At 71.1% G+C, this 13,264-nt stretch carries 11 protein-coding genes; 5 read left to right on the forward strand and 6 right to left on the reverse strand.

Annotated elements, in window-relative coordinates; translation table 11 throughout:
- The first annotated feature begins 60 nt into the window (after positions 1-60).
- Together CLM62_RS27880 and CLM62_RS27885 are read left to right on the forward strand one after the other, a co-directional pair.
- Complete coding sequence (locus CLM62_RS27880; protein ID WP_095752663.1) at positions 61-1,599, forward strand: amino acid permease; 1,539 nt, start codon at positions 61-63, stop codon at positions 1,597-1,599.
- Between the two features lie 22 nt (positions 1,600-1,621).
- A complete protein-coding gene (locus CLM62_RS27885; RefSeq protein ID WP_095752664.1) occupies positions 1,622-2,584 on the forward strand; it encodes an RluA family pseudouridine synthase in 963 nt (320 codons plus the stop codon).
- On the opposite strand, the gene CLM62_RS27890 is transcribed toward CLM62_RS27885, so the two are convergent.
- The 6 genes from CLM62_RS27890 to CLM62_RS27915 all read right to left on the reverse strand — a co-directional run bounded on the left by CLM62_RS27890 (position 2,578) and on the right by CLM62_RS27915 (position 8,161).
- Complete coding sequence (locus tag CLM62_RS27890) at positions 2,578-4,065, reverse strand: cytochrome P450 (RefSeq protein ID WP_095752665.1); 1,488 nt, start codon at positions 4,063-4,065, stop codon at positions 2,578-2,580. The genes CLM62_RS27885 and CLM62_RS27890 overlap by 7 nt on opposite strands.
- An 85-nt stretch (positions 4,066-4,150) precedes the next feature.
- Positions 4,151-4,771 carry an ATP/GTP-binding protein gene (locus CLM62_RS27895; protein WP_095752666.1) on the reverse strand — a complete coding sequence of 207 codons (621 nt, stop codon included), beginning with the start codon at positions 4,769-4,771 and terminating at the stop codon, positions 4,151-4,153.
- Positions 4,752-5,189, reverse strand: coding sequence for a DUF742 domain-containing protein (locus CLM62_RS27900; protein ID WP_095752667.1), 438 nt, complete (start codon positions 5,187-5,189; stop codon positions 4,752-4,754). The genes CLM62_RS27895 and CLM62_RS27900 overlap by 20 nt, the downstream gene beginning before the upstream one ends.
- The gene (locus tag CLM62_RS27905; RefSeq protein ID WP_095752668.1) at positions 5,186-5,593 is read right to left on the reverse strand and encodes a roadblock/LC7 domain-containing protein; all 408 of its coding nucleotides are present in this window, start codon (positions 5,591-5,593) and stop codon (positions 5,186-5,188) included. The genes CLM62_RS27900 and CLM62_RS27905 overlap by 4 nt, the downstream gene beginning before the upstream one ends.
- On the reverse strand, positions 5,590-7,185 hold the full coding sequence (locus tag CLM62_RS27910; RefSeq protein ID WP_179382253.1) for a sensor histidine kinase: 1,596 nt from the start codon (positions 7,183-7,185) through the stop codon (positions 5,590-5,592). Before CLM62_RS27910 ends, CLM62_RS27905 begins: the two co-directional genes overlap by 4 nt.
- A gap of 340 nt (positions 7,186-7,525) precedes the next feature.
- Entirely contained in the window at positions 7,526-8,161 is a 636-nt protein-coding gene (locus tag CLM62_RS27915) for a TetR/AcrR family transcriptional regulator (protein WP_095752670.1), read from the reverse strand.
- A gap of 146 nt (positions 8,162-8,307) precedes the next feature.
- On the opposite strand from CLM62_RS27915, the gene CLM62_RS27920 reads away from it, so the two are divergent.
- From CLM62_RS27920 to CLM62_RS27930, 3 genes are read left to right on the forward strand one after another with little or no spacing between them, the layout of a single operon-like run.
- Positions 8,308-9,132 (forward strand): urea amidolyase associated protein UAAP1, encoded by an 825-nt coding sequence (locus CLM62_RS27920; RefSeq protein WP_095752671.1) that lies wholly within the window; start codon positions 8,308-8,310, stop codon positions 9,130-9,132.
- Entirely contained in the window at positions 9,129-9,743 is a 615-nt protein-coding gene (locus CLM62_RS27925) for an urea amidolyase associated protein UAAP2 (protein WP_095752672.1), read from the forward strand. Before CLM62_RS27920 ends, CLM62_RS27925 begins: the two co-directional genes overlap by 4 nt.
- On the forward strand, positions 9,740-13,252 hold the full coding sequence (locus CLM62_RS27930) for a 5-oxoprolinase/urea amidolyase family protein (protein WP_095752673.1): 3,513 nt from the start codon (positions 9,740-9,742) through the stop codon (positions 13,250-13,252). Before CLM62_RS27925 ends, CLM62_RS27930 begins: the two co-directional genes overlap by 4 nt.
- The last annotated feature ends 12 nt before the right edge of the window (positions 13,253-13,264 follow it).

Raw genomic sequence — 13,264 nt, forward strand, 5'->3', positions numbered from 1 at the left:
GAATTCTGCTTTCTCCTCTCCCTGTCCCCTCCGCTCCCTGCGCCGAAGGCAGGTGCCGCCGTGACGACAACCACCCCCTCCGACGTACGTCCCGATCCACCGCACTCCCCCGACGACCGCTCCCTCACCGCGTTCGGCTACCGCCAGGAACTGCACCGCAGCCTGGGCCGGTACGCCTCCTTCGCGGCCGGGTTCTCCTTCATCTCCGTCCTGACCACCGTCTTCCAGTTCTTCGCCTTCGGGTACGCGTTCGGCGGCCCCGTCTTCTTCTGGGCCTGGCCGGCGGTGCTGGTCGGGCAGCTGCTGGTGGCCGCCTGCTTCGCCGAGCTGGCCGCGCGCTATCCGATCTCCGGCGCCATCTACCAGTGGTCGAGCCGCCTGTCGAACCTCAGCTTCGGCTGGTTCGCCGGCTGGATCATGGTGATCGGGCAGATCGTGGTGGTCGCGGCGGCGGCGCTGGCCCTGCAGATGGTGCTGCCGGCCATCTGGTCCGGCTTCCAGCTGATCGGCACCGACTCAGCGCCCACCTCGGCGGACGGCGCGGCCAACGCGGCCGTCCTCGGTGTGATCCTGCTGGCCCTGACGACGCTCGTGAACCTCCTCGACAACCGTGTGATGTCCGTGATCAACCGCGTCGGCGTCACCGCCGAGATCATCGGCGCGGTCCTGATCGTCGTCCTGCTGCTCACCCACTCCGAACGCACCCCCGGCATCACCTTCCACACCGACGGCGCCGCCCAGTCCGGCCTGCTCGGCGCGCTGCTCGTGGGCTCCTTCACGGCGGCGTACGTGATGATCGGCTTCGACAGCGCGGGCGAGATGAGCGAGGAGACCCACCACCCCCGCCGCACCGCGCCCCGCACGATCCTCACGGCACTCGGCGCGGCCGGCCTGCTGGGCGGTCTCATCGTCCTCGGCGGACTGCTCGCCGCGCCCAGCCTCACGGACGGGCGTCTCGCGGTCGACGGACTGAGCTACGTCCTCACCAGCAGCCTCGGCGACGGGGTGGGCCGCGCGCTGCTGGCCGACGTGGTGGTGGCGATCGCCGTGGCGACCCTGGCGATCCAGACATCTGCCTGCCGGATGCTGTTCTCCATGGCCCGCGACGGCCAGCTCCCGTTCGCCCGCCGCCTCGCCAAGGTCAACCCACGCACCGGCATGCCCGGCGCCCCCGCCCTGGTGGTCGGCGTCCTCGCGGCGGCCCTGCTCCTGCTCAACTTCGCCTCCCCGGAGGCGTTCCTGGCCATCGGCACGACCTGCATCGTGATGCTGTACCTGGCCTACGCGATGGTCACCGGTCCCCTGCTGGTCAGCCGCCTGCGCGGCCGCTTCACCAGCGACGGCACGGACGAGACGGGCGCCCGGCTGTTCTCCCTCGGCCGATGGGGCGTCCCCGTCAACGCGCTGGCCCTGCTGTACGGCCTGTTCATGACCGTCAACCTGGCCTGGCCGCGCGCCGCGGTGTACGACCCGGCGGGTGGGCACTGGTACTTCCAGTACTTCACCGTGCTGTTCCTCGGAATCACGATCGTCCTGGGCGTGGCCTACCGGGCGTACAAGGCCCGTACAGCGGTCGCTCCCGAGGCCGTCCCGGTGTGAGCGGCGCTTACGCTGGCGGGTGATGAGACGCAAGACCCGGATCCCGCCCTCTCCCCTGCCGCAGCGCGAGGGGGTGGATCCGGTGCGCGTGCGGCTTCCTGTCGAGGGGGCGTGGGCCACCGTACGGGAGCATCTGGTGGAGCGGCTGTCCGGAGCGGGTGACGGGGTCGTCGACCGGATGCTCGCCGCGGGGCAGGTCGTCGGGGCGGACGGGCGGGCGGTGGCGCCGGACGCGGCGTTCGTGCCGGGGATGTTCGTGTGGTTCCATCGGGAGCTGCCGGACGAGGTGCGGGTGCCGTTCCCGCTGGAGGTCGTGTATCGCGACGAGCACATCGTCGTCGTCGACAAGCCGCACTTCCTGGCCACCACCCCGCGCGGCAGTCACATCACCGAGACCGCGCTGGCCCGACTGCGCCGGGAGCTGGGCGTGCCCACGCTCAGTGCGGCGCACCGCCTCGACCGGCTCACCGCCGGGCTCCTGCTGTTCACCGTACGGCCCGAGGAGCGCGGGGCGTACCAGGCGCTGTTCCGCGACCGGCGGGTGCGCAAGGAGTACGAGGCGGTCGCGCCGTACGATCCCGCGCTCGCCCTGCCCCGGACGGTGCGCAGCCGGATCGTGAAGGAGCGCGGAGTGCTGGCCGCCCGGGAAGTCGAGGGCGAGCCGAACGCGGTCAGCCGCGTCGAGCTGGTCGAGCACCGCTCAGTGGCGAACGCCGGGCGCGGCCGGTACCGGCTGGTGCCCGCCACCGGGCAGACCCATCAGCTGCGCGTCCACATGAACGCGCTCGGCGTGCCGATCCTCGGCGATCCGCTCTATCCGGTGGTGACCGGCCCCGTGCCGGCCGGTGACTTCGGGCGTCCGCTCCAACTGCTCGCGCGGAGCCTTGAGTTCACCGATCCGGTCACGGGGGCGGAGCACCGGTTCCGCAGCGGTCGGGTCCTTCGGGCGTGGATGTCGTACGACGGCTGGGCCGCCGGTCAGTAACCGCGCAACCAGCGCAGGAAGCGCCGCCAGGCGCCCCGGGGCCGGGCCGGTTCCGGTGTCGGCGCGGGCTGCGGCGGCGCGGCGGCCGGCTGGGGCTCCGCGACCGAGGCGGGCGCCGGCTTCGGCTCCGGCTGGTGGGTGCCGATCTGCCAGGCGGGCCGCTGGGGCGGAACCGCGGTCAGCCCGGGCTTGGCCATCACGTCCTGCGGTGGCTTCGGCGCGAACCGGACCGGCAGTTCCACCAGGTGGCGGGAGGCGATCGACTCCGTCCAGGTCAGCTCGTCCTCGTCGCAGTCGAGTTCGACGTCGGGCAGCCGCATCAGCAGGGCGTCGACGCCGGTGTCGGCGATGGCACGGCCGATGTCCTGGCCGGGGCACTCGTGCGGGCCGCCGCCGAAGGCCAGGTGGGAGCGGTTGCCCTGCATGTGGGCGGACAGGTCGGGACGCACCCGCGGGTCGACGTTGCCCGGCGCGATGCCGAGGAGCAGCCCGTCGCCCTTGCGGATGCGCTGGCCGCCGAGCTCCGTGTCCTGCTTGGCGAAGTAGCCGAGGACCGCGCTGAACGGCGGCTCGTCCCACAGCGACTGCTCGACCGCCTCCGGCACCGTCATCTGGCCGCCGTTCAGCTGGGCGCGGAAGCGCGGGTCGGTGAGCACCATGCGCAGCACGTTGGCGATGAGGTTGGCGGTGGCCTCGTACGCGGCGATCAGCACGACCCGCAGGTGCTCCCTGACCTCGTCGTCGCTGAGCCCCGCCGGGTGGTTGATGAGGTGGGAGGTGAAGTCGTCCTCGGGCCGGGCCCGGCGGCGGGTGGTGAGCCGGCCGAGGGCCTCCATGATGTAGGCGTTGCTGGCGATCGCGGTATCGGTACCCCGGAGCATGTCGCGGGCGGCCTGCACGATCCGGTCGTTGTACTCGTTGGGCATGCCGAGGATCTCGCACATCACGGCCATCGGCAGGTGCTCGGCGAACTGGCTGACCAGGTCGGCGGCACCCTCTTCGCAGAACCGGTTGACCAGGCGCTGGGTGTGCCGGTTGATGTGGCGGCGCAGGCCCCGGTGGTCGATGGTCGACATGGCGCCGGTGACCGCCCCGCGCAGCCTGAGGTGCTCGTCGCCCTCGGCGTGCGAGGCGATGGGCTGCCAGGCGATGTGCGGCATGAGCGGGTGGTCGGGCTTGACCGTGCCGTCGACGAGCGGCGTCCAGATGCGGCTGTCCCGGCAGAACTGCCCGGGCGAGCGCACCATGTGCAGGTTCTCGGTGTGGCCGAGCACCGCCCACATCGGCACGTCGTCGTGGAGCAGCACGGGCGCCACCGGGCCGTGTTCCTCCCGGAGTTTCTCGTACAGGGACCTGAGGTCCTCCGCCTCGGGGCCGTAGAGCCGGTTCAGTCCGCCGGGGCCGCGGCCGTGGGCGGGACAGCCGGGCGGCGGGCCGAAGCTGGGGTCCGTACCGGTCAGGGAGTGGGATTCAGGCGTCACAGTGGTCGCTCCGCGGTGGATCCGGTGTCTGTGTGTGGCTGTGTCTGTGTCTGGGGAAGAGTGGGAACGGGAGGGGGTGCGGCGGTCACCTCAGCGCGCCCGTCATGGCGAGGCCGTGCAGGAAGCGCATGAGGGTCATCAGGGTGTCCCGGCTGGAGGCGCGGCGGCGCGCGTCGCACTCGACGATGGGGATGTCCTCGCTCAGGTCGAGTGCGGTGCGCAGCTCCTCGATGGGGTAACGGGGCGCGTCCGGGAAGGAGTTGATGGCGACGACGAACGGCACGCCGCGCTCTTCGAGGCGTCCCATCACGTCGAAGCTGACCTCCAGCCGGCGGGTGTCGATCAGCACGACCGCGCCGAGCGCGCCCTCGAACAGCCCGTTCCACAGGAACCAGAACCGCTCCTGCCCGGGGGTGCCGAAGAGGTACAGCACGAGTTGGTCGGTGATGCTGATCCGGCCGAAGTCCATCGCCACGGTGGTGGCCGTCTTGGACTCGGAGCCGTAGTTGTCGTCGACGCCGACGCCGGCCTGCGTCATGGTCTCCTCGGTGGTCAGCGGTTTGATCTCGCTGACCGAGCCGACCATGGTCGTCTTGCCGACGCCGAAGCCGCCGACGATGACGATCTTCACCGCGGCCTCGGCGGTGTGCGGAAGCTGGTCCTCGGTTCGGGGACCCGGGATGGTGTCAGAGCTTTTGAAGTCCATGCATCACCGCTTCGAGGAGGGAACGGTCGGCCAGCGCCTGGCGGATGATCGGGGCGCGCGCCGTCACCAGTTCGGCCGTCAGCAGCTCGGTGACCAGGACGCTCACCACGCTGAACGGCAGGCTCAGATAGGCCGACAGCTCGGCCACGGACAGGGGGGCCGTGCACAGCCTGAGCAGCGCCGCCTGCTCCGGCGTGGCGGAGCGCGGGGGGTCGGCGTGCGCCACGACTAACGTGACCAGGTCGAGTTCGGTGCGCTCGACGCCGTCGGGTCCGGTGATCACGTACAGCCGCTCGGGGTTCTTCTTCTGGCCCTCGGGCGGTTGCTCCTCCTCACGCGGGGGTTGCTGTCCCTGCTGTGGGGGCTGAGGTTCCGGTTCCTGCTTGGCGTAGCGCCGCCGACGTTGCGGAGGAGTCATACGCTCTGCCCGTTGCGCCTCGGCGGGCTGGTCAGATGCGCGCCGATCCGGACCACCAGGTCGCTCATGCGGGCGCTCATGAAGCCGGGTTCGGCGCGCACGTCGGAAAGCACCGCGAGAAAGGCGTTGGGGCCCGCGGCCATCAGGTAGAAGTAGCCCCTGTTGATCTCGATGAGGACCATCTTCATCTCGCCGTCGCTGCCCGGGATCTCCTGGGCGACGGCGCTCGCCAAACTCTGCAGGCCCGCGCAGGCCGCGGCGACGCGGTCGGCGGTGTCCGGGTCGCCGCCGTGGCGGGCGATGCGCAGGCCGTCGGCGGAGAGCACCACGATCATCTGGATGCCCGGTACGCCTTTGGCGAGGTCCGTGAGCATCCAGTCGAAGTTGCCTCGCTGCTGGATCACTTGAGGTCCCCCTCGTTGTCGGCCTCGGCGTGGGCCGCTTCGTTGGTCGGCTGGGTGTATTTGCTCGGGTTCTTGAGTCCGTCGAAGAACGCCTGGACCCACAGGCCCGGTGGGGGTTCGGGCGCCTTGTCCTCGGGCTCCGGCTCGGGCTCGGGCTCGCGCTTGGCGGTCGACCAGATGGTCGGCCGGCCCTCCCGTTCGGCCTGTTCGATGGCGGCCTGCTCGGCGTACCGCTGGGTGAGCGAGGTCTTGACCCGGCTGCGGCGCTGCGGCAGGCCGTTTGCCGTCCACTCGGTGACCTCGGGGACGTCGTCCTCCAGGGAGACCGGAGTCACGAACTTGGGGCTGGTGGGGCGGCGCAGCTTGGGCCTGCGCTTGGGACCGGGGAGAGCGCCGGGTTCGGGGGTGGGCAGGGCCGTGGCGCCGATGCCGTGAGCGAGTCCGACACCCGGCTCGGAGGTGAGCATGTCGCTCGGCACGACGAGGACGGCCCGGACGCCGCCGTACGCGGAGGCGCGCAGCGAGACCTTCATGTCGTACGTACGGCAGAGGCGACCGACGACGGCCAGGCCCAGGCGCGGCGATTCGCCGATGTCCTGCAGGTCGACGCCCGCCATGGCACGCTCCAGCATGCCCTCGGCGCGGGCGCGGGCCTCTTCGCTGAGGCTGACGCCGGAGTCCTCGATCTCGATGGCGACGCCGGTCTGCACCTCGGTGGCGGTGACGTGCACCTTGGTCTGCGGCGGCGAGTAGCGGGTGGCGTTGTCGAGGAGTTCGGCCGCGGCGTGGATGACGGGCTCGACGGCGGTGCCCTTGACGTTGACCTTGGCGATGGAGGTCAGGTCGATGCGCCCGAACTCCAGGATCCGGGACATGGCGCCGCGCAGCACGCTGTACAGGGCGACGGGCTCGGGCCACTGGCGGCCCGGCCGGCCGCCGCCGAGGACGGAGATGGAGTCGGCGAGGCGGCCGATCAGCGCGGTGCCGTGGTCGATGCGCAGCAGGTCGTCGAAGACCTCGGGGTTGCGGCCGTGGTCCTCCTCCATCTCGCGGAGTTCATTGGCCTGCTGGTGGACGATCGCCTGGACGCGCCGGGCGATGTTGACGAAGGAGCGCTGCGTGGCGTCACGGAGCGTCTCTTCCTGGTCGACGATGTCGAGCACCGTCCTGATCAACGACACCTGGGCTTCGGGGAGGTCGCGCCAGGCGGGGTCCATGTCGCCGAGTAGGAGAATCACCTCTCTGGGGGAATGCCCACCGCGCAGATAGGTGAGCGCGGTCGGCGCGATCTCCTTCGCGAGGCGGGTCATCTCGTCGTCATGGGCGGCGATGCGCCGTTCCAGATAAGCGGTGTGACGGGCGTGGTCCGCCCGTTCCTTCCGCAGGGTGCGGCCGCGGCGCACCGCCTCGGCTGCCGCCGCGATCACCAGGAGCGTGGCGACGGCGCCGCACCAGCCGACAGCCACCCGGGCCGGCTCCGTCACCACGGCGACGGCGGCCCCGGTCGCCGCGGCCATCACTATGCCGGGCAGCAACAGCACGCGCGCATACGAAAGTTCACGGCGACCTGGAGGGGATTGAACACTCACCATGTGGGCCCTCTGAAACAAATCGGCTGGGAGTCGGGGGAGCTTGCAGGGGGACTTACAGGGGGATACGTCATGGATCTGTCGGGATCTTCGGTATGTTCGGGAACAAACGCACGAATACATCTCAACTCGGTGCGCTGCGGGCGAGCTTAGTCCGACCGGATCATCGCCGTGTCATATTCAGCAAGCGCCTGAAATGGGGTCGGCGGCAGGAGTACGCTCGACTCCATTTACACGCTCGGAGTTCAGTCGCACACGGTGCGTCACGGAGCACAGGCGTACGAAAACCACTCACCGTGACGGGTGAAGAAGCCCGGAATCGGGCTCTGGATCATTACCCCGCTCAGAGCCCGGCAATGCGCAGAGCGGCGTCCGCCGCCGCGTCAGCGAATGCCGACACGGGCCGCTCCGGATCGGAGCGGTGCACGAGGATGACTCCCTCGATCAGCCCGAACACCAGATCCGTCCGCAGATCGAGCTCACTCTTGGCGAGCGCGCCACCGGCTCGCGTCGCGGCGAGCAACTGCCGGTAGGCGTCCTTGAGTTCGGCCCGCACGGCATGGAAGCCGGCGAACCGCTCGGCGCGCACCTCGGGCAGCAGGTACAGGACGCCGAGGTTGTGCGGACCGCCGCACAGCACCTCCACGTCGGCGCGGCACAGCTCCCACAGCCGGTCCTCGGCCGGGGTCATGTCGTCGGCGAGGAGTTCACGGGCGTACGCCAGTGAGGGTGTGACGGTGGACTCCAAGAGCTCGGCGAGCAGCTCCTCCTTGCCGGAGACGTAGTGGTACATGGACGCCTGGCGCATTCCTGCGCGCTCGGCGACGGCGCGGGTGGAGGTGGCCGCGTAGCCGAGGGTGGTGAACAACTCCGCGGCGGCCGCGAGGAGTTCCTCGCGCGGCTCGAGACCGCTGTCCGGCCGCTGCGCGGCCCGCGGTCTGCCGACCCGCCGGCTCCGGTCTCCATCCGCTGTCCCCATGTGTTCGATCCTCGCACACCACCCCATTCGGCGATCTTGGTGAGGGTCCGGCAATCGACCGGCAACCGGCCCGCAACGACCACGACCCACCGCGCCCTTAATTTCTGTCGAGCGACAGAAATAAGCCGAGAGCCGGAGGTGCCGGTATGGCGACAGAGACCACGTACGGGGCCCGCGACCATGCGCGCGCCCAGGAGGGCACGCACACCGAGGCCATGCCCGTCGTGCCGGCCGCGCACTGGCCGGCCCCGCCCTGCGAGGCGGGGCACCTGGTGTGGGCCGAGACGGTGGCGGGCGGCAACTACACGCACCGGGTGCTGGCCCGCGGCACCGAACTGCGCCTGACCGACCTGCGCGGCGACGCCTGCGCGCATCTGCTGCTGTACGCGGCCGACCGGCCCTGGGAGCGGCTGAACGTCGCCGACACCGTGAAGGTGCAGTGGAACGCCTACCTGGGCGAGAGCCGACTGCTGCTGTCCGACCAGGGCCGGGTGCTCGCCTCGGTGGTCGCCGACACCTCCGGTCGGCACGACGCCCTGTGCGGCACCTCCACCCTCGTCCGCAACAGCGAGCGGTACGGCGACGGCACACCGCAGGGCCCCTCCCCCGCCGGGCGCGAGCTGTTCAAGCTGGCCGCCGCGAAGAACGGCCTCGCACCGCGCGACCTGCCGCCGTCCCTCTCCTTCTTCCAGGGCGTCGAGGTCCGCGAGGACGGCACCCTCGACTTCACCGGCTCGAACGGCCCCGGCGGCAGCGTGACCCTGCGCGCCGAACAGGACGTCACGGTGCTCATCGCCAACGTGCCCCACCCGGCCGACCTGCGCCCCGAGTACGTCAGCACCCCGCTGGAGGTGCTCGCCTGGCGCGCCGAGACCACCCGGCCCGGCGACCCGCTGTGGGACGCCACGCCCGAGGGCCGCCGCGCCTTCCTGAACACCGCCGAGTTCCTTGCCGCGAGGGGGCTCTCATGAAGTCCGTCATTCCCGCCCGGGCCGCCTGGTCGTCAGTGATCCGCGCCGGCGAGACCCTCACCATCACCGATCTGCACGGCAACCAGGCCGTCGACTTCCTCGTCTACGACGCCCACGACACGTCCGTGCGCTACAGCGCCCCGGACACGATCCACGCGCAGGGAAACATCTTCCTCACCACGGGCAGCGTGCTGCTGTCGAACGAGCACACGCCCCTGATGACGGTCGTCGCGGACGACGTGGGCCGGCACGACACGGTCGGCGGCGCCTGCTCCAAGGAGTCGAACACCCTCCGCTACGGCCACCACACGTGGTCGCAGCACGCGTGCGTGGACAACTTCCTCGCCGAGGGCGCGCGGCACGGCCTCGGCAAGCGCGACCTGGTCTCCAACATCAACTGGTACATGAACGTGCCCGTCGAGAAGGACGGCACGCTCGGCATCGTGGACGGCCTTTCGGCGCCGGGACTGTCGCTCACGCTCCGCGCCGAACGGGACGTCCTGGTCCTGGTCTCCAACTGCCCCCAGATCAACAACCCGTGCAACGGCTTCGACCCGACGGCGGTGGAGATGACGATCAACGAGGCGACGATCGCCGGGGCGGGCACATGACCTTCGACACGCTGCTGGTCGCCAACCGGGGCGAGATCGCGGTCAGGATCATCCGTACGGCCCGTGAGCTCGGCCTGAGGACGGTCGCCGTGTACTCCGACGCCGACCGCTCCGCACCCCACGTCCGGCTCGCCGACCAGGCGGTACGCCTCGGCCCGGCGCCCGCGAAGGAGTCGTACCTCGACGCCGATCTCGTGCTGAAGGCGGCCAAGGACACGGGCGCGGGCGCCATCCATCCCGGCTACGGCTTCCTGTCCGAGGACGCTTCGTTCGCACGGCAGTGTGAGGAGGCCGGGATCGTGTTCGTGGGTCCCACGCCCGAGCAGCTGGACCTGTTCGGCGCCAAGCACACGGCACGGGCGGCGGCCGAGGCGGCGGGGGTGCCGCTGGCACCGGGGACGGGGCTGCTGGCGTCCGTGGAGGACGCTCTCTGCGAGGCAGCCGTCATCGGCTACCCGGTCATGCTCAAGGCCACCGGCGGAGGCGGCGGTATCGGCATGTCGGCATGTCGTTCCGCCGACGAACTGACTCAGGCCTGGGAGCGGGTGCAGCGCGTCGCCGCCGCATCCTTCTCCTCCGCCGGCGTCTTCCTGGAGCGACTCGTCGAACACGCCCGCCATGTCGAGGTGCAGGTCTTCGGCGACGGCGACGGCACGGTCGTCACCTTCGGCGACCGCGACTGCTCCCTCCAGCGCCGCAACCAGAAGGTGCTGGAGGAGGCACCCGCGCCGGGCCTGCCCGACCACGTGCGTGAGCAACTCGCCCGTAGCGCTCGTGACTTGTGCGCCTCCGTCGGCTACCGCTCCGCCGGAACCGTCGAGTTCGTCTACGACGACACCCGCGAGGAGGCGTACTTCCTGGAGGTCAACACCCGTCTCCAGGTCGAGCACCCGGTCACCGAGGAGATCTACGGCGTCGATCTGGTCGCCTGGATGCTCCGCCTGGCCCGCGGTGAGACGGACGTCGTCCGCGAACCGGCCGCACCGCACGGCCACGCCGTCGAGGCCCGCCTCTACGCCGAGGACCCCTCACGCGAACACCGGCCCAGCGCGGGCCTGCTGACGCGGGTCGAGTTCCCGCCGGGGGTGCGCGTGGACGGCTGGGTGGAGACGGGCACCGAGGTGACGACGTCGTACGACCCCATGCTCGCGAAGGTCGTCGCGTACGGCCCGGACCGAGCGCACGCCCTCGCGCGACTGGACGAGGCGCTGGCCCGCACGCGCGTCGACGGCATCGAGACGAACCTGGGCCTGGTGCGGGCGGCGCTCGCGGACCGGGACTTCACGCGGGCCGCGCACTCCACGGCGACGCTCGCTTCCGTGAGCGATCCGACCCCGCGCATCGAGGTCGTCGCGGGCGGAACCCTCACCACCGTCCAGGACTGGCCGGGCCGCACCGGCTACTGGCAGGTCGGCGTGCCGCCGTGCGGCCCGATGGACGACCTGTCCTTCCGGCTCGGCAACCGGGCGCTCGGCAACCACGAGGGGGCGCCCGGGCTCGAGTGCACGCTCCAGGGGCCGTCCTTGAAGTTCACCCACGCCATGACCGTGTGCGTGACGGGGGCGCCGGCTCCGGTCACCGTGGACGGTGCGCCGGTGGCGCGGTGGGAGCCGGTGACGGTGCCGGCGGGGGCCGTACTGGAGATCGGCGCGCCTCTTGAGCACGGCCTGCGAACGTACGTGCTCTTCGCCGGAGGGCTCGACGTCCCGGCGTTCCTGGGCAGCGCGAGTACCTTCACGCTGGGCCGGTTCGGCGGGCACGGCGGGCGGGCGCTGCGCACGGGGGACGTCCTGCACGGTGGGACGGTCGTTGCGGGCACGCCGGTGTCTTGCGAGGACCGCCCTGATTTCACTGCCGTATGGCACGTCGGCGCCGTCGAAGGCCCGCACGCCGCACCGGAGTTCTTCACCGAGGACGACATCCACGACTTCTACGCCGCCGACTGGAAGGTCCACTTCAACTCCGCACGGACAGGCATACGGCTCGTCGGCCCCAGGCCGCGCTGGGCACGCACCGACGGCGGCGAGGCGGGCCTGCACCCGTCCAACATCCACGACACCCCGTACTCCGTCGGAGCCGTCGACTACACCGGCGACATGCCGGTGCTGCTCGGCCCGGACGGCCCGTCGCTCGGCGGGTTCGTGTGCCCGGCGACGGTCCTCAGCAGCGAGCGCTGGAAGCTGGGCCAGCTGCGCCCGGGGGACACGGTGCGCTTCGTGCCGGTCGACGTGGCGGGCGGACGGCGGCCCACCATCGTGGACGGCGGCATCCTCGCCCGGGACGGCGACGTGACGTACCGCCGCAGCGGCGACGACAACCTGCTGGTCGAGTTCGGCCCGATGCAACTCGACCTGGCCCTGCGCATGCGTGTCCACGCGCTGATGGAGGCGGTGGCCGAGGACGGCCCGGACGGGATCACCGACCTGACTCCCGGCATCCGCTCCCTCCAGATCCGCACGGACCCGCACCGCCTGCCGCAGCACGAACTCCTCGCCGCCGTACGGCAGATCACCGCTTCCCTCCCGCCGTCCGACGAACTGGTCGTCCCCTCCCGCACGGTCCACCTCCCCCTGTCCTGGGACGACCCGGCGACCCGCGAGGCGATCGCCCGCTACATGGCGGGCGTCCGCGACGACGCGCCCTGGTGCCCGTGGAACATCGAGTTCATCCGCCGCGTCAACGGCCTGGATTCGGTCGAGGACGTCTACCGCACGGTCTTCGACGCGGAGTATCTGGTCCTGGGCCTGGGTGACGTGTACCTGGGCGCCCCGGTCGCCACCCCTCTCGACCCCCGCCACCGCCTGGTGACGACGAAGTACAACCCGGCCCGCACCTGGACGGCCGAGAACTCGGTCGGCATCGGCGGGGCGTACCTGTGCGTCTACGGCATGGAGGGCCCGGGCGGCTACCAGTTCGTGGGCCGTACGACCCAGGTGTGGTCGGGCTGGCAGCAGCGCGGCGCGTTCGAGCCGGGCTCACCCTGGCTGCTGCGCTTCTTCGACCGCATCAAGTGGTATCCGGTGGACGCGGACGAACTCCTCGATCTGCGCGCCGACATCACCTCCGGGCGTTTCGTGCCACGCGTCGAGGAGGGCACCTTCTCACTGGCCGAGTACCAGGCTTTCCTGGCTGAGAACGCCGAGTCGATCGCGGAGTTCAGGTCGCGGCAGCAGGCGGCCTTCGCGGCGGAGCGGGACGCGTGGCAGGCGGCGGGCGAGTTCACGCGCGCGGAGGCGGTGGCCGCACCGGCGGCTCCGCCGGCGGAGGTGACCGTGCCCACGGGCGGCCGTCTGATCGAGGCCGAATTCGCCGCGTCCGTGTGGCAGTTGAACGTCGAGCCGGGTGACGAGGTCACGGTCGGGCAGCCGCTGCTCGCGCTGGAGGCGATGAAGATGGAGTCCAGGGTGCACGCGCCGATGGACGGCGTGGTGGCTCAGATCCTGGCCAGGCCGGGCGACCAGGTGGAGGCAGGGACGGCGCTGGTCGTCCTGGCCCCGGCCGCGAACTGAAAGTCGAGGACC

This window comes from Streptomyces sp. SA15 (assembly GCF_002291145.1).
In the GTDB taxonomy this organism is placed as follows: domain Bacteria; phylum Actinomycetota; class Actinomycetes; order Streptomycetales; family Streptomycetaceae; genus Streptomyces.